This window comes from Brevundimonas sp. AVps4, from assembly GCF_058681525.1.
Genome location: NZ_CM178741.1, coordinates 1,044,149 through 1,065,122, shown reverse-complemented (window position 1 = coordinate 1,065,122; position 20,974 = coordinate 1,044,149). Strand labels below are relative to the sequence as shown.

General features: G+C 67.9%; 20 protein-coding genes. 10 read left to right on the top strand and 10 right to left on the bottom strand.

All coding sequences use genetic code 11. From position 1 onward, the window contains the following. Positions 1-2: 2 nt before the first annotated feature. From ACW178_RS05235 to ACW178_RS05220, 4 genes are all read right to left on the bottom strand, one after another. Positions 3-2,282 carry a chemotaxis protein CheA gene (locus ACW178_RS05235; RefSeq protein WP_492024928.1) on the bottom strand — a complete coding sequence of 760 codons (2,280 nt, stop codon included), beginning with the start codon at positions 2,280-2,282 and terminating at the stop codon, positions 3-5. 30 nt (positions 2,283-2,312) lie between these two features. Continuing rightward, the gene (locus tag ACW178_RS05230; RefSeq protein ID WP_054764756.1) at positions 2,313-2,678 is read right to left on the bottom strand and encodes a response regulator; all 366 of its coding nucleotides are present in this window, start codon (positions 2,676-2,678) and stop codon (positions 2,313-2,315) included. Beyond that, complete coding sequence (locus tag ACW178_RS05225; RefSeq protein WP_054764755.1) at positions 2,675-2,962, bottom strand: STAS domain-containing protein; 288 nt, start codon at positions 2,960-2,962, stop codon at positions 2,675-2,677. The genes ACW178_RS05230 and ACW178_RS05225 overlap by 4 nt, the downstream gene beginning before the upstream one ends. 74 nt (positions 2,963-3,036) lie before the next feature. Beyond that, the gene (locus ACW178_RS05220; RefSeq protein WP_492025047.1) at positions 3,037-4,971 is read right to left on the bottom strand and encodes a methyl-accepting chemotaxis protein; all 1,935 of its coding nucleotides are present in this window, start codon (positions 4,969-4,971) and stop codon (positions 3,037-3,039) included. A 523-nt stretch (positions 4,972-5,494) separates the two neighbouring features. Here ACW178_RS05220 and ACW178_RS05215 point away from each other — a divergent pair. From ACW178_RS05215 to ACW178_RS05200, 4 genes are all read left to right on the top strand, one after another. Next, positions 5,495-6,808 (top strand): sensor histidine kinase, encoded by a 1,314-nt coding sequence (locus tag ACW178_RS05215; RefSeq protein ID WP_492024927.1) that lies wholly within the window; start codon positions 5,495-5,497, stop codon positions 6,806-6,808. Continuing rightward, positions 6,805-7,416 (top strand): response regulator FixJ, encoded by a 612-nt coding sequence (fixJ, locus tag ACW178_RS05210; protein ID WP_191559164.1) that lies wholly within the window; start codon positions 6,805-6,807, stop codon positions 7,414-7,416. Before ACW178_RS05215 ends, fixJ begins: the two co-directional genes overlap by 4 nt. A 68-nt stretch (positions 7,417-7,484) precedes the next feature. Then, positions 7,485-9,974 (top strand): helicase-related protein, encoded by a 2,490-nt coding sequence (locus tag ACW178_RS05205; protein ID WP_191555152.1) that lies wholly within the window; start codon positions 7,485-7,487, stop codon positions 9,972-9,974. Next, complete coding sequence (locus tag ACW178_RS05200; RefSeq protein WP_191559003.1) at positions 9,971-10,249, top strand: RNA-binding S4 domain-containing protein; 279 nt, start codon at positions 9,971-9,973, stop codon at positions 10,247-10,249. The genes ACW178_RS05205 and ACW178_RS05200 overlap by 4 nt, the downstream gene beginning before the upstream one ends. Here the strand turns inward: ACW178_RS05200 and ACW178_RS05195 are convergent. Continuing rightward, the gene (locus tag ACW178_RS05195) at positions 10,239-10,880 is read right to left on the bottom strand and encodes a YceI family protein (RefSeq protein ID WP_224761248.1); all 642 of its coding nucleotides are present in this window, start codon (positions 10,878-10,880) and stop codon (positions 10,239-10,241) included. The genes ACW178_RS05200 and ACW178_RS05195 overlap by 11 nt on opposite strands. A 179-nt stretch (positions 10,881-11,059) precedes the next feature. Between ACW178_RS05195 and fdxA the strand changes: the two genes are divergently transcribed. The 3 genes from fdxA to ACW178_RS05180 all read left to right on the top strand — a co-directional run bounded on the left by fdxA (position 11,060) and on the right by ACW178_RS05180 (position 12,875). Continuing rightward, entirely contained in the window at positions 11,060-11,401 is a 342-nt protein-coding gene (fdxA, locus tag ACW178_RS05190) for a ferredoxin FdxA (RefSeq protein ID WP_054764750.1), read from the top strand. Between the two features lie 309 nt (positions 11,402-11,710). Next, on the top strand, positions 11,711-12,241 hold the full coding sequence (locus ACW178_RS05185; RefSeq protein WP_054764749.1) for a CarD family transcriptional regulator: 531 nt from the start codon (positions 11,711-11,713) through the stop codon (positions 12,239-12,241). A gap of 253 nt (positions 12,242-12,494) precedes the next feature. Then, a complete protein-coding gene (locus ACW178_RS05180) occupies positions 12,495-12,875 on the top strand; it encodes a hypothetical protein (RefSeq protein ID WP_287104495.1) in 381 nt (126 codons plus the stop codon). A 3-nt stretch (positions 12,876-12,878) separates the two neighbouring features. Here ACW178_RS05180 and ACW178_RS05175 read toward each other — a convergent pair whose 3' ends face one another. Then, entirely contained in the window at positions 12,879-13,352 is a 474-nt protein-coding gene (locus tag ACW178_RS05175) for a DUF3617 domain-containing protein (protein ID WP_224762282.1), read from the bottom strand. Positions 13,353-13,627: 275 nt separating this feature from the next. On the opposite strand from ACW178_RS05175, the gene rpmB reads away from it, so the two are divergent. Both rpmB and ACW178_RS05165 read left to right on the top strand, forming a co-directional pair. Beyond that, a complete protein-coding gene (gene rpmB, locus ACW178_RS05170; RefSeq protein WP_054764747.1) occupies positions 13,628-13,924 on the top strand; it encodes a 50S ribosomal protein L28 in 297 nt (98 codons plus the stop codon). 110 nt (positions 13,925-14,034) lie between these two features. Next, on the top strand, positions 14,035-15,807 hold the full coding sequence (locus ACW178_RS05165) for a M1 family metallopeptidase (protein ID WP_228185136.1): 1,773 nt from the start codon (positions 14,035-14,037) through the stop codon (positions 15,805-15,807). Between the two features lie 14 nt (positions 15,808-15,821). Here the strand turns inward: ACW178_RS05165 and ACW178_RS05160 are convergent, their stop codons facing one another. Further along, a complete protein-coding gene (locus ACW178_RS05160) occupies positions 15,822-16,598 on the bottom strand; it encodes a transglutaminase-like domain-containing protein (RefSeq protein ID WP_191555148.1) in 777 nt (258 codons plus the stop codon). Positions 16,599-16,833: 235 nt separating this feature from the next. On the opposite strand from ACW178_RS05160, the gene ACW178_RS05155 reads away from it, so the two are divergent. Further along, positions 16,834-19,023, top strand: coding sequence for a histidine kinase dimerization/phosphoacceptor domain -containing protein (locus ACW178_RS05155; protein WP_492024926.1), 2,190 nt, complete (start codon positions 16,834-16,836; stop codon positions 19,021-19,023). A 138-nt stretch (positions 19,024-19,161) separates the two neighbouring features. On the opposite strand, the gene ACW178_RS05150 is transcribed toward ACW178_RS05155, so the two are convergent. The 3 genes from ACW178_RS05150 to ACW178_RS05140 all read right to left on the bottom strand — a co-directional run bounded on the left by ACW178_RS05150 (position 19,162) and on the right by ACW178_RS05140 (position 20,969). Then, the gene (locus ACW178_RS05150; RefSeq protein WP_008264090.1) at positions 19,162-19,365 is read right to left on the bottom strand and encodes a cold-shock protein; all 204 of its coding nucleotides are present in this window, start codon (positions 19,363-19,365) and stop codon (positions 19,162-19,164) included. A 196-nt stretch (positions 19,366-19,561) separates the two neighbouring features. After that, a complete protein-coding gene (locus tag ACW178_RS05145; protein ID WP_191555146.1) occupies positions 19,562-20,323 on the bottom strand; it encodes an extensin-like domain-containing protein in 762 nt (253 codons plus the stop codon). Between the two features lie 76 nt (positions 20,324-20,399). After that, on the bottom strand, positions 20,400-20,969 hold the full coding sequence (locus tag ACW178_RS05140; protein ID WP_152949515.1) for a chemotaxis protein CheD: 570 nt from the start codon (positions 20,967-20,969) through the stop codon (positions 20,400-20,402). Positions 20,970-20,974: the final 5 nt, after the last annotated feature.

The window sequence follows — 20,974 nt, the reverse complement described above, 5'->3', positions numbered from 1 at the left end:
GGTCAGCTCGCGAGCTTGAAGTCGGATCGGGGAGATTTGCGGCGCATGTCGGTGACAAGGACGTCGACGTCGAGGATCAGGGCCACACGGCCGTCGCCCAGGATGGTGGCGGCGGCGACGCCCTCGACCTGGCGGTAGTTGGTCTCCAGGCTCTTGATCACCACCTGGCGCTGGCCCTGGATGGCGTCGAACAGCAGGGCCGCCTGCTGGCCGCCTTCGGTCTCGACCACCACGGCGACGCCTTCGGAAGGGACCATCGGCGTCTCGCGGAAGCCCATGGTCAGGGCCACGTCGATCAGCGGCAGGAAGCGATCGCGGAAGCGGATCACCGGATCGAGCCCGCCGACATAGTGCAGGTCGCTTTCCTGCGGCGTCAGGCTTTCGACGATGGCCGGCAGAGGGGCGATCAGGGTCTGGTCGGCGGCCGTCACCACCATGCCGTCCAGAACCGCCAAGGTCAGCGGCAGGCTGAGGGTGAAGGTCGAGCCCTTGCCGGGGACCGAACTGATCGAGATGCGGCCGCCCAGGGCCTGGATCGACCGCCTGACCACGTCCATCCCCACGCCCCGACCCGAGATGTCGGACACCACGGCGGCGGTGGAGAAGCCGGGCAGGAAGATCAGATTGTCGATCTGTTCGTCGGTCAGGGCGGCGTCGGCGGCGATCAGCCCCTTGTCCACCGCAATCTTCTTGACCCGTTCGCGATTGATGCCGCGGCCGTCGTCGGCGATTTCGATGACGATCCGGCCCGAGCGGTGCAGGGCCGCGAGGCGCACCGTACCCTCGGCCGGCTTGCCGGCGGCGATCCGCTCCTCCGGCGTCTCCAGCCCGTGGTCGATGGCGTTGCGCAGCATATGGGTGATCGGCTCGGCCAGGCGTTCGACCACGGTCTTGTCGACCTCGGTGTCTTCGCCGGAGGTGACCAGACGGACCTGTTTGGAGACCATGTCGGCGACTTCGCGGACCAGGCGCGGCATGCGCTGGAACACCGACTTCACCGGCTGGGCGCGGATGGCCATGACGCTGTCCTGGATCTCGCGCGTCAAAAGCTCCAGATCTTCCATCCCAAGCGCGATGCCCGAAGAGCGGGCCAGGCCGCTTTCCAGCACGCGCTGGGACAGCATGGCCTGCTGGATGACCAATTCGCCGACGACGTTGATCAGGCGATCGACCCGATCCAGGTCGACGCGGATGGTGACCGGCGCCGGCGCCACGGGGGTGGCGACCTGGGCGGGGGGAATGGGGGCGGCGGCCGGGGCCGGTGCGGGCTCAGGCGCGGAGACCTGGGCGGCGACCGGCGCAGGCGCGGCCGGCTCGGGCGTGACCGACTGGGGCGCGACAGACTGGGGCGCGGGGGCCGGCGCCGGAGCGGCGGCGGGCGTTTCGGGCGCGGCGCCTGCAGCGGCCTTGGCCAGAAGGGCGGCGATGTCCAGTTCGTCGCTGGCGGGCAGGACGGCCGGCGGCTCTTCCTCGAAGACCAGGGCCGGGGCGCCGCCCAGCGGGGTGATGGTCAGGTCGCAGTCGGCCTCGACGAAGTCGAACACTTCCCGCACGGCCTTTTCGTCGACATCGGCGACCAGGTCGATCGTCCAGGTCAGATAGCCGTCCTCGGCGACCAGCACGTCCAGGGTCGGCAGGGCGGCCTCGTCCACAGAGACGGTGATGGGGCCCAGCCGGCCCACTTCGCGCAGCAGCAGACCCGCCTCATTGGCGCTGCCGTACATGCGGCCGTGCGGCTTGAAGACGATGCGCCAGCCGGGCTGGCCTGCGGGCGCCGCATCCGCAGCGGGAGCCTCGACCGCCAGCGCCGGGTCGTCCAGCGGCGCGTCGAAGGCCATGGGGGTGAAGCCGAAGTCGTCTTCCTCCTCCTCTTCGACGGCGGGCGGCGCCTCGCCGCCGTGGGTCAGAAGCTCCAGCTCCTGGACCAGGCCGGCCGAACGCTCTTCGTCCACCGGAGGAGCCAGGCCCTGGGCGGCCTGGATGTGGTCGGCCAGCACGTCAGAGGCCCGCAGCAGGGTCTTGATCGTGACCGCGTCGCAGGGTTTGCGGCCGCCCCGCAGCTCGTCCATCAGGGTCTCGAAGACGTGGGCGAACCGGACCAGAGCCTCCAGGCCGAACGCCCCCGCCCCGCCCTTGACCGAGTGAACGGCGCGGAAGACGGCGTTGATCGTCTCCAGGTCGGTCTGACCCTGCTCCAACAGCATCAGCTTCGATTCCAGTTCGGCGAGCAGTTCGTCGCACTCCTGGAAGAAGGTGGCTTTGATGGCTTCGAAGGCGTCCATGGCTGTTGGCCCGACCGATCTGGAAAAGTGTTAGGCCGCCACGCGGCGAACGGCGTCGACCAGTTTCACCGGGTCGAAGGGTTTGACGATCCAGCCGGTCGCGCCGGCGGCGCGGGCGCGGGCCTTCTTCTCGGCGTCGCTCTCGGTCGTCAGCACCAGCACCGGGGTGGTGCGGTGGTTCGGATCGGCGCGCACGCCTTCGATGACGCCGAAACCGTCCATGCGGGGCATGTTGATGTCGGTGATGATGACGTCGGCGCCCTGGGCGGCGAGCGTCTCCAGGCCGTCCACGCCGTCTACGGCTTGGATGACGACATAGCCGGCGTCTTCCAGGGCCATCAGCAGCATGTCCCGCATGGTGCGGGAATCGTCGATGGTCAGAACGGTCTTGCTCACGCGAGCGCTCCTTCAGTGAGGTCTGGTGCGTTGGTTTCGGACGCGCCGAAGGCGGCCCATTGTTCAGCGAAAGACGTCGATTGGGGCGTGATCATCAGATCGACCCCGTCGGCCGCCCAGGTCTTGCGGGCGGAGAGAAGGACTTGGAGACAAAGACCGCCCAGGCGTTCGACGCCGCTCGCATCCACCGTTACGGCCTGGCCGCGCTTGGCCAACAGTTCGGCCTTCAGCGGCTCGGCTGCGTTCATGTCCAGGACCGATGCGAGACTTATGACCTCAGCCATTGGTGTTTCCTTGTTTCAGCCCCGTCCGCTTCGTCTCACGCGGTTGGTAAATATCGCTTGAAGAACGGAGCATTTTAGAACTCTTCCCAGCCGTCTTCGGCGGGAGCGGCCTGTTGGGCGGGCGCGGCGCCGCCGCGGCCCAGGGTCTTGAGGGCTTGGACCATTCGATGGGCCGGCTTGGCCGGTGCGGAAGACGCAGGCGCGGGCGCAGGGGCGCGGGCGGGGGCGGCGGCGACCTGGGCCGCTGAGCCGACCTTGAACCGGGCCACCGAGGCCTGGAGCGACTGGGCCTCCTGGGCCAGAGAGTGGCTGGCGGCGGTCGACTGTTCGACCATGGCCGCATTCTGCTGGGTGACCTGGTCCATCTGGTTGACGGCGGTGTTGACCTCGGCCAGGCCGATGGCCTGTTCCTGGGCCGAGGCGGCGATTTCCGCCACCAGGCCGTCGATCTCGGCGACACGGTCCACGATCCGCTGCAAAGCCTCGCCGGTCTGGCCGACCAGTTTCACGCCCGAACCGACCTGGGTGCTGGAGGTCGAGATCAGGGTCTTGATCTCCTTGGCGGCTTCCGCCGAGCGCTGGGCCAGGGCCCGGACCTCGGAGGCCACGACGGCGAAACCGCGACCGGCCTCGCCCGCCCGGGCCGCCTCGACCCCGGCGTTCAGGGCCAGAAGATTGGTCTGGAAGGCGATCTCGTCGATGACCCCGATGATCTGGCTGATCTGGTCCGACGAGCCCTCTATGGCCTGCATGGCCTGGACGGCGTCGCGAACGATGACGCCCGAGGTCTCGGCGTCGCCCTTGGCGGCCTGGACCACGTCCGAGGCCTGGCGCGCGCCCGACGCCGTCTTGTTCACCGTGGCGGTGATCTCGTCCAGAGCCGCCGCCGTCTCCTCCAGCCCCGCAGCCTGTTGTTCGGTACGACGCGACAGGTCGTCGGCGGCCTGGCTGATCTCGCCGGCGCCGGAGCGGATGCCGGCGATATTGCCCACCACCACCGACAGGGCCTGCTGGAGCTGAGCGATGGCGGCGTTGAAGTCCGTCTTCAGCTGCGCGGCCTTGGGCGCGAATTCGGTCTCGATCCGATAGGTCAGGTCGCCGTCCGCCATGGCCGCCAGACCCCGGCCCAAGGCCTCGATCGTCACCCGGTCGGCCTCGGCCTCCGCCGCCTTCTCGGCCTCGCGGGCGGCCCGCTCCTGCTCGCTCATCGAGCGTTGCGAAAGCGCCTCCGCCGCCAGACGCGCCTTCTCAATGGCCGCGTCGCGGAAGGCGACGATGGCCTGAGCCATCTTGCCGAACTCATCCTTGCGGTCGGCGCCCTGGACCTGGATGGCGGTGTCGCCCGCCATCAGCTTCTGCATATAGCCGATCATGGTGAAGGTCGGCCGCACGATCGAACGGGTGGCGACCAGACCTGCAGCCAGGGCCATCAGCAGGGCGCAGACCATGCCCACGATCACGGCCATGAGGGCGGCCTGGGCCGCCTCGGCCTGAGCCTTGCGGGTCGCCTCGCGGGCGGCCTCGTTCTCAGCCCTCAGGACGTCGATCGCTTCTTCAACTGGAGCGATGAACTGGTCGGCGACGCCGGTTTGACCGACCATCCGGCTGGCCTCGGCGATCCGCCCCTCGGCGACCATCGCCTTACCGACCTGGACGATGTTGGCGTACCAGCCGTCAGCGGCCTTGATGGCCTCGTCGACGGGCGCGGCGCGATCGGCGGGCAGTTTTGCCCGCACCTCCTCCAGCGCTTCCTTGAACTTGGCGCGGTGCAGATCCAGCCGTTCGGCGTAATAGGGGTCCTGCGACAGCAGATAGCCGCGATAGGAGTTTTCCTGCTTTGACAGGCGGAACTCGGCGACGGCGAGCACTTGATTGATCTCACCTTCTAGGTTGCGAGCGTGGTCGGCGCGCTGCAAGGCCAGAAGGTTCGTCACCACCACCACGCCCATGACGGCGATGGCGGCCAGGACCACGCCGAAAGCCACGGCGAGCTTCCGTCCGACGGACATGTTCTCAATAAAACGCAACCCAAACTCCTACGGTCTTCGTCGATCTGAGCGCGCCGCCACGGCCGAAACGGCCCTTTGCGGCGCGCCAGCCGCCCCTCTGCGATGAACCCGCATCTGTCCGACCAAGGATGGAAGGATGATTAATACGATTTCTGAACTGCGGCTTAGGTAGGAATGCGTAGCGAAGGTTGGCGCGGGCTGAGGGGCGGCGCCATCCGGCGCAGCGAACGCGGCGGATCTCCTGAATCGCATCGGACGAAGTGCGCTCGATAGTCGCGAGGCGTGTGAAAAGACGACGATATCGCTTCCCAGCCACGCCATTGTCGTTGTAGTAAATTGGTCAGAAAAGCGGCGACGGTGAAGTCCAGATGATTTCGCAACGGCGAGATCCAACATGACAGGGGCGCGAGCGGACGCCTTTACTGAGTTGTTGAAGCGGGTCATCGGAAAATCCGCGAACGCATCTCCGAAGAACGCCGTTCTGCTCGCTTGCGTCTGCGTCCCGCTGGCGGTTACGACGAGCGTGGCTCTTCGCGACGTCGATCACGTGCACTACCTGCCGCTGTTCGGAGCCGTCATGGCGACCGCCCTGGTCGGCAGCCGCACCGCGACCCTCTTCGTCATCGGCGTCTCCATCGCCGCCGATCTGGCGATGAAGGGGCGAAGCGACCTCTTCGATGCGGCGGTCGGCGCCGGCCTCTTCATCGCCGTATCCCTGCTGTTGGCCGAAGTCGGTCATCGGCTGACCAGCCGGACCGCCCTGTTGCACAGCATACTGACCTCGGTGCCCGTGGTGACGCTGGACGACGAGGGGCGTATTCGCCGCATCACCGACCCGGCGGCCGATCTGCTGGGCGTGGCGCCCGAGGATGCTCACGAACGCCCTTTCAGCCTGTTCGCGCCGGACTTCGGCGAGGACATCCTGGCGAGTTTCGTCAAGGACGCCCCCCTGGCCGCCCCGCCCTCCGGCTATTGGCTGGTGAGACGTCCCAACGGCGAGATCGTGCCGGTGATCATCCACGGCGGGCTGCTGGCGCACAGCATGGCCTCCGAGCGGGTGGTCCTGTCCCTGGCGGACCAGCGTCCGAGCCTGGCCGTCAACGATCGCATGCGCGACCTGATGGACCAGCTCAGCAAGAGTTGGCGGCTCAATTCCATGGGTGAGATGGCGGCTATCCTGGCGCATGAGCTGAACCAGCCCCTGACGGCCGCCACCGTCTATCTCCATGCGTGCCAAACCGACATCGCGCGCGCCGGACCGATCGGCGACAGCGCGGGCCGCGCCCTCGACCTGGCCAAGACCCAGCTTCTGCGCGCGGGGGACATCATCCGGCGCATGCGCGAACTGATCGCGACCGGGGCGTCCCAGCTGACGGAAGAGCGGGTCTCCTCCATGGTGGACGACCTACGCCCCCTCTTCGATTTGATCCGGCAGGAAACCGGTATCGCCGTCCGCATCGACGTCGATACGGCCGGGGATCGGGTCTTGGCCGACCGAATCCAGTTCCAGCAGGCCATCACCAATCTGGTGCGCAACGCCGTCGACGCCGTCGGCGACCATCCCGGTGCGGTCGTATCGCTCACGGGCCGCAGCCTGGCCGATGAGGGCTATGAGATCCGGATCGAGGACAACGGCCCCGGCATCGCCGAGGATCAGATGGACCGGATCTTCCAACCGATGATGACCACCAAGGCCGGCGGCATGGGCCTGGGCCTGTCCGTCACCCGCTCCATCATAGAGAGCCACGACGCCGCCCTGGCCGTAGGCCGCAGCGCCCTGGGCGGCGCCGCCTTCTCCTTTCGCCTCACGCCTGTCACGGAGCTCGAAGCCGCATGACCGACCATTCCGTCTTCGTCATCGACGACGATCAAGCCATGCGCGATTCCTTGCTCATGCTCCTGCGGGGCGAGGGCATCCGCGCGCGGGATTTCGCCAGCGCGATGCAGTTTCTGGAACAGCTGCCGGACGACAAGTCCGCCTGCGTCATCACCGACCTGCGGATGCCCCAGATTGAAGGCTCCGAACTGATCCAGCGGCTCAAGGCGCTGAAGGGCGAGGCCTGGCCCGTTATCGTCATCACCGGCCACGCCGACGTGCCCCTGGCCGTCCAGCTGATGAAGGCCGGGGTCGTGGACTTCATCGAAAAGCCCTTCGATCCCAACCGCATCCTGGAGGCGGTGCGCGGCTGTCTGTCGGCCTTGGCGCGCCAGGGCGTCGAGAGCGAGGCGCGCGAACAGACCGCCGCCCGGCTGGCCAGCCTGACGCCGCGCGAGCGCCAGGTGTTCGACGCCCTGATCGACGGCAAGTCGAACAAGGAGATCGCCCTGGCCCTGGACATCAGCCCCCGCACGGTCGAGATCTTCCGCGCCAAGGTGATGCAGAAGATGCAGGCCCAGAGCCTGTCCATGCTGGTGCGGCTGGGGCTCAGCGTGGCCGACGCCTGACGCCCGCCCCTTCTGGGCTCAAAAGACTCACTTGAGCCCGGGCGCGATCGTCGCCACCTTGTCCTGTCATGAGCGACCGGTCCGCAGGCCTGCCCCCATCGCGCGTCACTGCGGTCCTGGGGCCCACCAATACCGGCAAGACCCATCTGGCGGTCGAGCGGATGCTGGGTCACGCCTCAGGCATGATCGGCCTGCCCCTGCGGCTCCTGGCGCGCGAAATCTATGAGCGGATCGTCAAACAGCGCGGGGCCGCCGCCGTCGCCCTGATCACGGGCGAGGAGAAGATCGTCCCGGCCCGTCCACTCTATTTCGTCTGCACGGTCGAGGCCATGCCGTTGGAGCGGTCGGTCGAGTTTCTGGCCATCGACGAAATCCAGCTGGTCGCGGACCCTGAACGCGGCCACGTCTTCACCCAGCGGCTGCTGCATGCGCGCGGGCGTTTCGAGACCATGTTCCTGGGCGCCGGGACCATGGAGCCCCTGATCCGCCGCCTGATCCCGGATGTGGAGATCGTGACCCGGGATCGGCTGTCCACCCTGTCCTACGCCGGCTCCAAGAAGCTGACCCGCCTGCCCCGCCGCAGCGCCATCGTCGCCTTCTCCACCGAGCGGGTCTACGCCATCGCCGAACTGATCCGGCGTCAGAGGGGCGGGGCGGCCGTGGTCATGGGCTCGCTCAGCCCGCGCACCCGCAACGCCCAGGTGGCCCTGTACCAGTCGGGCGAGGTCGACTTCCTGGTCGCCACCGACGCCATCGGCATGGGGCTGAACATGGACGTGGACCATGTCGCCTTTGCGGGGCTGAGAAAGTTCGACGGTCGCCGCACCCGCTGGCTGCACGCCCATGAGATCGGCCAGATCGCCGGGCGGGCCGGCCGCCATCTGCGCGACGGGACCTTCGGCGTCACGGCCGAGGCCGAGGATCTGGACGTGGATCTGGTCGAACAGGTGGTCGAGCATCGGTTCGATCCGATCGAGGCGGCCGAATGGCGAAACGCCCGGCTGGACTTCGACACCCTGCCCGACCTTCTGCGGTCCCTGACGGTGACGCCGGGCCGCGCGGGGCTCAGCCTGACGGCCGAGGCCCTGGACGAGACCCTGCTGCGCCGCCTGATCAAGGATGAGGAGGTCGCCCGTATCGGCCGCTCGCGCGGGGCGGTCATGCGGCTGTGGGAGGCCTGCCAGCTGCCCGACTTCCAGAAGACGACCCTGGACGAGCACGCCCGCCTGGCCAAGGACGTCTTCCAGGCCCTGACCGGCAAGCGGGGGCGGTTGACCGACGACTGGATGGCGCCGCGCTTCGCCTTCGTGGACCGCGACGACGGCCAGATCGACCAGCTGTCGGCCCGGCTCTCGGCGGTGCGGACCCTGTCCTATATCGCCAACCGCCCAGACTGGGTCCATGACGCCCAGGGCTGGCGCGACAAGACCCGCGCCCTGGAGGACCGGTTGTCGGACGTGCTGCACGAACGGCTGACGGCCCGCTTCGTGGACCGGCGCACCACGGCCCTGATGCGGGCGCTGAACGTCCGGGAGGATGCGTTTGCGGGCGTCGCCGAGGACGGCGAGGTGACGGTGGAGGGCCAGGTGGTGGGTCAGCTCGAGGGCGTCCGCTTCCAGATGGAAAAGGGCGCCTCGGCCCTGGAGGACCGCACCCTGCGCCAGGCGGCGGTGCGGGCCGTGACGCCCGAGATCAATCGCCGTCTGGGGCAGTTGGCGGCCGAGGCCGACGAGGGTTTCGCCGTCACGCCGGACGGGGCTGTGCTGTGGCGCGGGGTGCTGACCGCCCAGATTCAGGCGACGCCGACTGGGGCCGACCCCTTTTCGCCGTCGGTGCGGCTGTTGGGCGACCTGGGGGCGACCCCGGCCCGCGAGCGCGCCCGCCGACGGATCGAGGCCTGGTTGGCGTCCGAGGCGGGTCGGGCGCTGCGCGATCTGCGGCGGCTGAAACAGGCGGTCGAATCCGGCGCGCTGAAGGGCCTGCCGCGCGGCCTCGCCTTCCGCCTGATCGAGGCCGGCGGGCTGATCGACCGGCGCGACGTGGATCGGGATCTGGCGGCGCTGAGCCAGGTGGAGCGCCGCACCCTGAAAAGCTTCGCCATCCGCGTCGGCGTCCATTCGGTCTGGCTGCCGGGCCTGCAAAAACCCCGCGCCCGCCATTTCGCCCAGGCCTTCGTCACGGCCCCGCTGATCCCCGCCAGCCCCGACCTGATCCCCGCCCCGGTCGAGCCCCCCTCCCCGCGCCTCTTGTCGGCCTCGGGTCTGCGCCACGCCGGTCGGTGGCTGGCGCCGGTGGAGGCTCTGGAGAAGATGGCGGAGTTGCGGGCCGCCAATCACGGCCGGCTGTCGGACGAGGCCCTGACCGATCTGGGGTGGAGCGCCGATCAGGCGAAACAGCTCATCGCCGCCCTGAAAACCGAACGCGCGCGCCGGCCCGACAAGCCGGGCGCCGCGCCTAAGATCGTCAAGGATTCCCCCTTCGCCGCCCTGGCCGCCCTGACCGAGGCGCCGACGGCCAGACCCAAGCGGCGGCGTCCGCGCCGAAAGGCCGCCTCTTGAGCGAAACCGCCTGTCGTATCGACGTCTGGCTGTGGCGGGCGCGCTTCGTGAAGACGCGGGGCTTGGCCGCCGCCCTCGTGGAGCGGGGCGCGGTGCGGCTGACCCATCAGGGGCGCGAGACCCGGCTGGACAAGCCCAGCCGCGGCGTGCACCCCGGCGACCTACTGACCTTCGTCCAGAACGGCGAGGTCACGACCCTGCGGGTGGAGGCCCTGGGCGAAAGGCGCGGGCCCGCCGAAGAGGCCCGCGCCCTCTATAGCCGCCTTACGACTTGATCACGAACTCGCCTTCGATGTGCAGCTTCACCTCGTCGGAGACGGCCGGCAGGGCGTAGTTGATGCCGAAGTCCGAGCGTTTGATGGTGGCCTCGCCGTCGAAGCCGGCCTTATAGGCGCCCATGACGGTTCCGGCCGCATTGAACTCAACCTCGATCGTCACCGGCTTGGTCACGCCGCGCAGGGTCAGGTCGCCGACCACCGTCGCCTCGTTCGGATCGGACGGATCGACCGTCACCGAGCGCGAGACGAAGGTCGCCGTCGGATGGTTGGCGGTGTCGAAGAAGTCGGCCGTTTGAAGATGGGCCTTCAGCCGGTCGTCATTGGGCGCCACGTCGGTCAGCGGGACGGTGGCGGTCAGGGTCGAGGCGGAGGGGTTGGCCGGGTCCAGCTTCAACTCGGCCTTCACGTTCACGAACTGGCCCGTATAGGTCGACAGGCCGAAGTGGCTGACCGACCAGGTGATCTTGCCGTGGCTGGACTCCAGCGCATAGTCGCCGGCGCGGACCTCGGCCGGGTTCTGGGTCAGGGCGGCCTGTGCCACCACCGCCCCACCGGCGGCGAGGCTGAGGGCCAGGGCGCCGGCCACGGCGTATTTGGCGAAGGCGTATTTCATCAGGGGAGCGCGCATGGTCATGTTCCGGTAGGGGTTGATATGTAATCTACACAGTTGCGGTTAAGCCCGGCCTTTGTCAAGCGGTCGTCCGGGCCCGCGAACGCCTCTCAGATTAAGCCCTGCTGTTGACAGTTGGTTGCGCGGTCGCCATGTCGCAGACCTCCCGCTCGCAATCGTGATCTCTTCGCCGCCCAATGACCTACATCGTCACCGACGCCTGTGTGAAATGTAAGTTCATGGACTGCGTCGAGGTCTGTCCCGTGGACTGCTTCTACGAGGGCGAGAACTTCCTGGTCATCGCCCCGGACGAATGCATCGACTGCGGCGTCTGCGAGCCGGAATGCCCCGTCGACGCCATCGTGCCGGACACCGAGGACGAGCCGGACGGCAAATGGCTTCAGGTCAACGCCGAATACGCCAAGGTCTGGCCCAACATCACCGTCAAGGGCACGCCCCCCGCCGACCGCGAACAGTATGAGCGCGAGACCGGCAAGTTCGAGAAATACTTCAGCCCCAAGCCGGGCAAGGGCTCCTGAGCCGGGGCGGCCGACGCAGGGCCGCGCGTTCAAACCTTCGCGACATTCCGCGTCGGCTGTGTGGACGTTTTGAAATTCCGCAAATTTGTGATAGGTTCTGTTTCATTGGATCGGGCGGTCCGCGAAACCTTCGCGCCGCCCGTGTTTGCGACAGAATCCCGCCCATAGACGGGATCGGCCAGAGGTTTGGTGATCCGTTTCCGCATCTGACGTCCGCATTTCATCGACCGACGGAAGCTTCCGGCGGCGAGACTGCATTGCGTTTGATGCGCCTTCGCTTCGCCCGGCCCTGACCGGGAAAGGACGAATATGACGAGCAAGACTGGTCTGGAGTTCAAGGTTGGCGACGCGGTCGTCTATCCGGCGCACGGCGTCGGCAAGGTGGCGGCCATCGAGACGCAGGAAGTCGCGGGCATGTCGCTGGAAGTCTATGTCGTGACCTTCGACCACGAGAAGATGACCCTGCGCGTCCCGACCAAGAAGGCGGCCACCGCCGGTCTGCGTTCGCTGGCCGCCGACGACGTCGTGACCAAGGCCCTGACCACCCTGAAGGGCCGCGCCCGCATCAAGCGCACCATGTGGTCGCGCCGCGCCCAGGAGTATGAGGCCAAGATCAACTCGGGCGACCTGATCTCCATCGCCGAGGTGGTCCGCGACCTGCACCGCGCCGACACCCAGCCGGAACAGTCCTATTCCGAGCGCCAGCTCTATGAATCGGCTCTGGACCGGATGGCGCGCGAAGTCGCCGCCGCCAACAAGATCGACAAGGACGCCGCCGTCGAGCTGCTGGCCAAGTCGCTCAGCGCCAAAAAGCCGGTCCCGACCGCCGAAGCCGCCTAGAGCCTGATCGGTTGAAGTGGAATCGCTTCGCGATTCCGCTGAAGCCGTGAATCAGGCTCCAGATTAAAGCGAGAGCATGATTCACGCTTCTGTCGGAACCGCGAAGCGGTTCCGTCCGAAACGATCATGCTCTAAGCGTCCGCATCGGAACAATGAAAAGGCCCCGGAGCGATCCGGGGCCTTTTTGTTTTGACCGACGTCAAGGCGGGGCGCGGCCTCATCCGCTCAGATGGCCGGCGACAAGGAGCCGACCATGACCGACGCCACCCCGCTGGGGTTTCACCACATCCGCCTGGAGCTGGCGCGCGAACCCCAGCACCCCGACGGCGATCACGACATCGGCTATGACATACTGGCGCCCCTGACGGCCGAGCGCCGGCTGGACGCCGCCGTCTGGCGCGAGGCGCCGGAGAAATGCCGGGTGCGCCGCTTCTCGCACGGGGCTACCCTGGCCTTCGGACGCCTGCGCCATGCGGCGCCGGACCGCTGGTTCCTCGATTTCGAACCCGGAGAGGCCGACGACGCCCACGGCTTCCGCCTGGCCGACGAAACGATCCAAACCGGCGAATACCTCAGCCTTTCGACCGGAGACCAAACCCACACCTATGTGGTGGCGCGGGCCGAGCCGGTCTGAGCGTCAGAAATATTCGGCGTTGGCGGGGCACTGGGCGCTGATGCGCCGCGCGGTGATGCTGGCCGGAATATAGGGGGTGCCGCGCAGCAGCTGGGCGCCGCCGCGGAAGCTGAAGCTGGTGTCCTCATAGGTTCCGTTCAGCCGGACCTGAATCCGCCGCCCCTTCTTGTCCTGGCACGTCCCCTCGAACCGGGCGCGTCCGTCGCCGACCACCCGGGTCGGATAGGTGCAGCGCCAGCGGTTGGTCGACAGGCCGCCGAAGAAGCGATTGATCTCGCTGGGACGGACGCATTTCTGATGGGTCTCGTTCTGGCCCAGGGCGCTGGTGGTGTATTCCCAATAACCCGGCAGCACTTCCGACTGGGCTGGAGTCTGGGCCGGAGTCTGGGCGGGCGCCATGGCCGGAGCGGCCAGCATCAGGGCGCCGGCGGCGACGGGCGCCAGGGCGGCCAGCAGTTTAAGAGACGGACGGGACATGGCGGCCTTCTGTTCAGCGGAAGTCTTCATGATATGGCGTATAGAGCGCGTCATTTGAATGACGGCTGAACGAGGCTGTTCCCCGCCATCCAGCCGCAGGCTTGGATTTCGGCCGCCGCCGGCGCGCCCGGCCTCGGCGTTCAAGACTCGGCTTGACGCCCGACCGCCTCTTCCCTTATACGGCCCCCTCTCGCGCGGGCTGGTTCCCGCGCGCAACTGTTTCATGCGTCCTCTCCCACGCTTCGGGCCGGACGCCGCACCTTAAGGATCTGACGATGTCGCGTCGTTGCGAACTCACCGGTATCGGCCCGATGGTCGGCCACAGCGTGAGCCACTCGAACATCAAGACCAAGCGCCGCTTCCTGCCGTCGCTGAAGACGGTCAAGGTCACCTCGGACGCCCTGGGTCAGACCTTCTCGCTGCGTATCTCCAACGCCGCTCTGCGCACCCTGGACTATAAGGGCGGCCTGGACGCCTTCATCGTCAAGGCCCGCGACGAGCAGCTGTCGATCGCCGCCCAGCGCATCAAGCGCCAGGTCCGCGCCAAGCTGGCCGAACAGGCCGCCGCCTAAGTCGGGCGACGCATCATGATCTGGAAAGGGCCGGCGGCGACGCCGGCCTTTTTCTTTGCGCGCCTTCCAAGCCCGGATTAAGCCTGACGGGCAACTGGAGGGGAATCCGCATGACTGTCGCCCGCACCCTGGCCGCCTCGGCCGCCGCCCTTGGTCTTTCGGTTTCGGGCCTGTCAGCTTTGACCGTCGCGCCGTCCATCGCCCAGGCGCAGGAGACGCAGGCGGCGACGCCGGTGCGCGAATCGACCCCCTACACCCTGGCGACCGACCAGCCCCTGACCGTCGAACAGCAGGCCATGCGGTTCGACACGGCCGATCTGTCGATCAAGGTCATCCCCCAGGACAAGGCCATCGACGCCGTCGCCGTTCTGGGCTTCACCGCCAAGGCGCCGCTGGAGCGGCTGGTGGTCGATCTGGATACGCTGCTGCCCATCTCTTCGGTCCAGATCGACGGGGTCGAACTGGCCGCCGACCGCTGGTCCAACCCCGAGGGGCGGCTGACGGTCGAACTGCCCCAGACCCTGGCGGCGGGCGGGTCGGTCGTCCTGCGGGTCGCCTATGCCGGACAGCCGCGCGTCGCCCCGCGCGCGCCCTGGGACGGCGGCTTCGTCTGGTCCACCGCCCCCTCGGGCGAGCCCTGGATCGCCACGGCCGTCCAGGGCGAGGGCTGCGACATCTTCTGGCCCTGTATCGACAGCCCGCACGGCGAGCCCGGCCGGGTCGATCTGCACATCACCGTCCCGTCCGACCTGTCGGCTCCGTCCAACGGCCGCTTCTTGGGCAAGGTCGATCACGGCGACGGCTGGACCACCTGGAACTGGTCGGCCAAGAGCCCCAACACCTACGCCATCGCCCTGAACGTCGGCCCCTATGAGGAGGTCAGCGGCCAGTATCAGAGCCGGTTCGGCAATACGATCCCGCTGCACTACTGGCATCTGAAGTCGGACGCGCCCGAGAAGGTCCAGGCCCTGTTCGCCGAATTCCCCCAGATGCTGGACTTCTTCGAAGCCAACGTCGGCCCCTTCCCCTTCGGCGACGAGAAGATGGGCGTGGTCGAGACCCCGCACCTGGGCATGGAGCACCAGACCATCAACGCCTACGGCAACGGCTACAAGATCGACGGCCGGGGCTATGACTGGCTGCTGCAGCACGAATTCGCCCACGAATGGTTCGGCAACCAGCTGACCAACGCCAACGCCGACGACATGTGGCTGCACGAAGGACTGGGCAGCTATATGCAGCCGCTGTACGCCCGCTGGCTGCTGGGCGACCGCTACATGCAGCGCGAACTGGCCAATCAGCGCGAGGGGCTGGTCAATAAATACCCCGTGGTGTCCGGCACGCCCAAGACTGAGGACGAGGTCTATAAGGGCGACGTGGGTCCCGGCGGCGACATCTATTCCAAGGGTTCGCTGATCGCCCATTCGCTGCGGATGCTGATCGGCGACGACGCCTTCCATCGGTCCCTGACGCGGCTGGTCTATGGGACCGACGATCCTCGCCCCGGCGCCTTTACGCCCCTGTACCGTTCGACCCAGGACTATCTGCAGATCGTCAATGCGGTGACGGGCGAAGACTATGGCTGGTTCTTCCGCGGCTATCTGTACAACGCCGCCCTGCCGGTCCTGACCCAGACCCGGCGTGACGGCCGGCTGAGCCTGCAATGGACCACCGGCGACGGCGGCGTCTTCCCCATGCCGGTCGAGGTCGAGATCGACGGCCGCGTTCGGACCGTGGCCATGACGGGCGGCCGGGGCGAGATCGCGGTCCCGGCCGGCGCCCATGTCCTGATCGACCCGCAGAACAAGGTGCTGCGCCAGATGGACGTCATCGACCGGCTTCAGGCCTATAAGGCCGAGCAGAGGGCGGCGGCCAAGCCCTAGAGGCTGATGGCCTCCTAAGCCGCCTCCACCGTCACTGACTGGCGCACCATCCGGCAGCGTTCCTGGGTGGTCAGAAAGGCGATGTCGGCGGCGTCGCGGCCGCAGGCGATCCGCACCAGCCCCTCGACCGGGGCCAGGCCCGTCGGATCGACCAGCCACCAGCCCCCGTCCAGCCAGACCTCGAAGATCGCGTGGAAATCGGGCGGGGTCAGCTGATGGGCGAAGGCGCTGACGGCGCGGGCCGGAATGCCCGAGGCCCGGCAAAAGGTCATGCCCAGATGGGTGAAGTCGCGGCACACGCCCGCCCGATCAATGAAGGTGCGGGCCGCCGTCGTCTCGGTGTCCGAGACCCCGTGTTCATAGTCGATGTTCTCGGCGATCCAGTTCAGAATGGCCAGAACCCGGGCCCCGCCCGCCGTCTCGCCGAACTGGCGCGTTACGAAGCGCCCGAACTGGTCGGAGGGGCAATAGCGGCTGGGCTGGAGATAGGGCAGAACCTCGGCCGGCAGATCGCCCCAGTCATGCTGCGACACGCTGGGCGGCAGCCCCTTAAGCACCCCATTGTCCACGACCGCCTCATAGACCAGGGCGACCTCGCCTTGGACGTGGCAACGCAGGGTCCGGGCGCCGAAATCGACATCCTCGTCTTCCTGGAACTGGACCGGCGGATCGAAGGTCAGTCGCTCCTCCAGAATCTCCTGGCCGGGCCAGTGGGCGACCTGAATCTTGTAGATGGCGTCCGTGGGCGGATCAAAGCTGTAAACGAGCTCGGCGCGAACGCGCAATTTCATGGGGTCTGACCGGTGGAAGGGAATGGGGCTAACGCCATGCGACTGGGGCCGTTCCATGTCCAGCCCCTACAGACTGTACGCCGCCGTACACGGAAGGCTTAAATAGACAAGCCTCGCCAATGTGTTACGGTGCGACCCATATGGATCTCTCCCTATCTGACCTGCCGTCTGCCTCGCAGGTCGGACTTGCGACCTTCCGCTGGGGGCGAACCCGCCGCAACGGGAAGACGAAATCATGACGGACTACGACGTCCGCGCCCAGATCGCCCTGAACGACTGCGACCGGGAGCCGATCCACATCCCCCAGGCGATCCAGGGCCACGGCCTGCTGCTGGTGCTGAACCTGGACGCCCTGACCCTGGAACAGGGGGCCGGGGCGATCGAGGATCTGACCGGCCCGACCCGCTGGATCGGCCTGCCGATCGCCGACCTGCTGGGCGAGGTGGTGGGGCGTCGTCTGCGCGACATGGCGGCCATCCGCGAGGCGGGCTTCGCCGGCCGTTGGCGGGCGACCAACCGGCTGGAATACGACGTCGTCGTCTATTATGCGCCCGCCGCAAAGGCGGCCGGGACGGAGGCCGCCTCCGCCCTTCGAATGGTGGTCGAGGTCGAGCAGAGCTCGCAACAGGCCCGGCTGGGCGTCGAACTGATCACCCGGCTCGATACGGCCGGCGCGGCTCTCGAACGCAGCGCCACGGTTCAGGGCGTTTGCGAGCGGGCCGCCGACGCCTTCCGAAGTCTGACCGGCTTTGAGCGGGTCATGATCTATCGCTTCCTGGATGACGAGGCGGGCCAGGTGGTGGCGGAATCGCGCGCGGGCGATGCGACCTCCTTCCTGAACCACCACTTCCCGGCGACCGACATTCCCCGCCAGGCGCGGGCCCTTTATCTGCGCAATCCGGTGCGGGTCATTCCCGACACCCGCTATACGCCCCAGCCGCTGCGACCGCTGCATCCGGGCGAGCCCCCCTTGGACATGAGCGACAGCGGCCTGCGGTCCGTGTCGCCGATCCACATCCAGTATCTGCACAATATGGGGGTGCGGGCCTCGGCCTCGGTCTCCATCATCGTCGATGATGTTCTGTGGGGTCTCGTGGCCTGCCACAGCAGCACGCCGCTGCTGCTGTCCTATGAACTGCGCGTGGCCTGCACCACCCTGGCCCGCACCCTGGCGCGCCAGCTGAAGACCAAGGCGGACGCCGAACTGTATCGCGAGCGGGTTCGGCTGCGTCGGCTGGAGGACGAGCTGATCATCGGCCTGTCGCGCGACCGCGACCTGGCCTCGGGCCTGGCCGACCAGGCCGGCGCCCTGAAGGATCTGGTCGGCGCCGACGGCGTGGCGATCGTCCAGGGCGACCGGATCGAGGCGTTCGGCCATGTCCCGCCGCCCCAGGCCCAGCGTCAGATCGCGGACTGGCTGGAGGCCCAGCCGGGGCTTCGTCCGGTCGCCACCAACGCCCTGTCCACCCTCCTGCCCCAGGCCGAGGCCTGGCGGACCCACGCCAGCGGCCTTCTGGCCGTGCGACTGCCGGGCCCGCAGCCGCTCAGCCTGCTGTGGTTCCGCGCCGAGATCCTGGAGACGGTGCGGTGGGCCGGCGATCCGTCGACCGCCGTCAAATCGACGGACGGGGGCGGCGCCCTGACGCCGCGCGCCTCCTTCGCCGAATGGCGCGAGACCGTGTCGGGCCGCGCCCGCCGCTGGGGCGCCGCCGCCGTCGAATCCGCCGCCCGCCTGCGCGACGCCCTGTCGGACTTCACCTCCGTCACCCAGCTTCGCAGCCTGAACCAGTCGCTTCAGGCCCGCCTGTCCGAGCGCGACCTGCGGCTGGAGCAGCAGGAGTTCCTGATGCGCGAGGTCAATCACCGGGTCCAGAACAGCCTGACCCTGGTGTCCAGCTTCCTGGGACTTCAGGCCCGCGACCTGGGCGACGGCCCGGCCAAGGTCGCCTTGCAGGAGGCGCGGCGCAGAGTGCGGGCCGTCTCGACCGTCCACACCCGCCTCTATCGCGGGGATCATGACGCGGCCATCGACCTGTCGCGCTATATTGGCGAACTGGTCGAGGATCTGGGCTCAAGCATGGGGCCGGAATGGGTGTCGGCGATCGAGACCGATCTGGCGCCGGTCTGCGTCGGGGCCGACCGGGCGGTGACCATCGGCCTGATCCTGACCGAACTGATCATCAATGCTCAGAAATACGCCTATGACGGGGCGCCGGGTCCGCTGCGCATCGGCCTGACCGAGGCGGACGACAGCCTGCGTCTGGTGGTGTCCGACGACGGCAAGGGCGGCCACAAGGCCGGCAAGGGCTTCGGTTCGATGATGATCGGCAGTCTGGTGGCCCAGTTGGGCGGTCAGATCGACTATCGCGATCAGAAGCCGGGGCTGGAGGTCGCCCTGCGCGCGCGCATGGAGGCGCCGGCCTGAGCCCAGGCCCTGCGGCGGACGCCGCGTCAAACAAGCTTCGCGGCGGACGCCGCTTTAGGCAAGCTTCGCGGCGGACGCCGCATTCAAAACGAAAAACGGGCGCGGAGATCATCTCCGCGCCCGCTTCCATTCTTCGACTTAAAGCAGCTTCAGGTCGATGGCCGAGGTCTTGCCGCGCTGATTTTCCAGCTCGTATTCGACCTTGGCGTTTTCATCGAGGCCCTGAAGGCCGGCCTTCTGAACGGCGGTGACGTGAACGAACACGTCAGAGCCGCCGCTGTCGGGCTGGATGAAACCATAGCCCTTGGTGGGGTTGAACCACTTGACCGTACCGGTCGCCATGTCTGCGTCTCCGTAAACGCGCTTTTCCAGGCGGATCTCCCTCGGGAGGACCCGACAATCCATCTGGACAGCTCGTTCAGGCGAAGGAGCGAGACGCGGGTGTGGACCCCACGCAAAATCCGGACTGCGCCTCTGTTGTCACCCGGCTTTTCCAGACGGTCAACAGCAAAGCGGCGGGCCTTTTCGCCTATCGCGCTTAACGGCAGACGCCCCGGTCGGCGGCGTCGAGGTGCAGATGGTTCTCGTGGGCGGCGTTATAGTCGGGCGTCAGGACCGTGGCGAACAGGCCGCAGGCGCCGTCACGCAGGGCGTGCAGGAAGCGAGACCCCGCCGGTCCCGCCCGCCCCTCGCCGCGCCAGTCGTCCAGCACGGTCACGGTGCGCCCGTCCGCCAGGGTCACGCCCGCGACGTCCAGGGCGTTGGCGCGGGCGTGTTCGCTGGGCCGTTCGCTGACGTCCTGAGAGCCGTAGATGCGGCGGCAGGAATAGGTCCCATAGTTTTCGACCCGAGCCGGGGCCGAGCCCAGCATCTCGCGGGCGGCGGGCTGCAAGACCTGACGGTCCCAGATGACGTAGCGCACCGCCAGCGGGCACTGCATCACCACATCAGCCGGGGCCAGGGGCGTCGCCGCGCCGCCGGTGATCCGCACCGCGCCGCGCACGACGCAGAAGCCGCCGTCGTCGCGATCGGCGGCGCGCTCGACCTCGACCCCCGCCTCGCGCAGCACCTGCATACAGGCCTCGGTCGCGCCCTGAACCTCTTCGGGCGCGGCGGTAGGGGAAAGGTCGAAGTCCGCCACCTTGGCCGCCGTCGCCCGCCCGACCGGCTGGTTCAAGTCCAGCGGTTTCCAGGGCAGGTCCTGCGGCGGCGCATAGGCGTTCAGCAGGGCGAAGGCGGCGCAGGCCAACAGCCCGACCTCCCACATCAGATTCCAGAAATCGGCGAAGTCGCGCTTCATGAGGCCCCAGCATGGACCGCCAACGGCCCCGCTGGCAAACGCGAGCGGGGCGCGCGCGTTCAACGCCGAGGGAGTCTCAGGCGGCGGCCGGCGTCAGGTTCAGCGGTTTCACAAGCGGCAGGATAATGCGCCGCACCTTGGTCTCTTTGACGCGCGTCAGGGGCTTGTGCGTCACATGGCCGCTGGCGGGCCAGAACACGATCCGGCATCCCGCCGGGCCGCTCTGTTCACCCACGCCGACGGGCACGCCCAGTTCTTCCAGAAAGCCGCAGGCGAAGGCGAGATTGTCCTGACCGATGGAGTTGACGAAATTGCCGGGGCTGGCGCCGCCGAACACCTGGGCCTCCAGCCGGTTCAGCTTCGCCCCGGCCTGCAACAGCCCCTCGATCAAAAGCGGCATCAGATGGTCGCCGTAGCGGGCCGGATCGCCGCTGGCGCCGCGGTTGCGGCGGGCCAGCACGAAATGGTTCATCCCGCCCACGCCGGCGACCGGATCATGGATGCAGGCGGCCACGCACGAGCCCAGGACCGTGGTCAGGGCCAGATCCGACTCGTCCGACACCCCGTATTCGCCCTGTCCCAGAGAGAACCGACGCCCCTTCCCGAGGGGGTCCCTGTTCACCACTGAGAAATTGCCGATCAACATCTGCG

Excerpts from the sequence above, each read along its gene's own strand:
- ACW178_RS05235 (WP_492024928.1), bottom strand. The coding sequence starts at position 2,282 with ATGGACGCCTTCGAAGCCATCAAAGCCACCTTCTTCCAGGAGTGCGAC.
- ACW178_RS05225 (WP_054764755.1), bottom strand. The coding sequence starts at position 2,962 with ATGGCTGAGGTCATAAGTCTCGCATCGGTCCTGGACATGAACGCAGCC.
- ACW178_RS05220 (WP_492025047.1), bottom strand. The coding sequence starts at position 4,971 with ATGTCCGTCGGACGGAAGCTCGCCGTGGCTTTCGGCGTGGTCCTGGCC.
- fixJ (WP_191559164.1), top strand. The coding sequence starts at position 6,805 with ATGACCGACCATTCCGTCTTCGTCATCGACGACGATCAAGCCATGCGC.
- ACW178_RS05205 (WP_191555152.1), top strand. The coding sequence starts at position 7,485 with ATGAGCGACCGGTCCGCAGGCCTGCCCCCATCGCGCGTCACTGCGGTC.
- ACW178_RS05195 (WP_224761248.1), bottom strand. The coding sequence starts at position 10,880 with ATGCGCGCTCCCCTGATGAAATACGCCTTCGCCAAATACGCCGTGGCC.
- fdxA (WP_054764750.1), top strand. The coding sequence starts at position 11,060 with ATGACCTACATCGTCACCGACGCCTGTGTGAAATGTAAGTTCATGGAC.
- ACW178_RS05185 (WP_054764749.1), top strand. The coding sequence starts at position 11,711 with ATGACGAGCAAGACTGGTCTGGAGTTCAAGGTTGGCGACGCGGTCGTC.
- ACW178_RS05180 (WP_287104495.1), top strand. The coding sequence starts at position 12,495 with ATGACCGACGCCACCCCGCTGGGGTTTCACCACATCCGCCTGGAGCTG.
- ACW178_RS05175 (WP_224762282.1), bottom strand. The coding sequence starts at position 13,352 with ATGTCCCGTCCGTCTCTTAAACTGCTGGCCGCCCTGGCGCCCGTCGCC.
- rpmB (WP_054764747.1), top strand. The coding sequence starts at position 13,628 with ATGTCGCGTCGTTGCGAACTCACCGGTATCGGCCCGATGGTCGGCCAC.
- ACW178_RS05165 (WP_228185136.1), top strand. The coding sequence starts at position 14,035 with ATGACTGTCGCCCGCACCCTGGCCGCCTCGGCCGCCGCCCTTGGTCTT.
- ACW178_RS05160 (WP_191555148.1), bottom strand. The coding sequence starts at position 16,598 with ATGAAATTGCGCGTTCGCGCCGAGCTCGTTTACAGCTTTGATCCGCCC.
- ACW178_RS05155 (WP_492024926.1), top strand. The coding sequence starts at position 16,834 with ATGACGGACTACGACGTCCGCGCCCAGATCGCCCTGAACGACTGCGAC.
- ACW178_RS05150 (WP_008264090.1), bottom strand. The coding sequence starts at position 19,365 with ATGGCGACCGGTACGGTCAAGTGGTTCAACCCCACCAAGGGCTATGGT.
- ACW178_RS05145 (WP_191555146.1), bottom strand. The coding sequence starts at position 20,323 with ATGAAGCGCGACTTCGCCGATTTCTGGAATCTGATGTGGGAGGTCGGG.
- ACW178_RS05140 (WP_152949515.1), bottom strand. The coding sequence starts at position 20,969 with ATGTTGATCGGCAATTTCTCAGTGGTGAACAGGGACCCCCTCGGGAAG.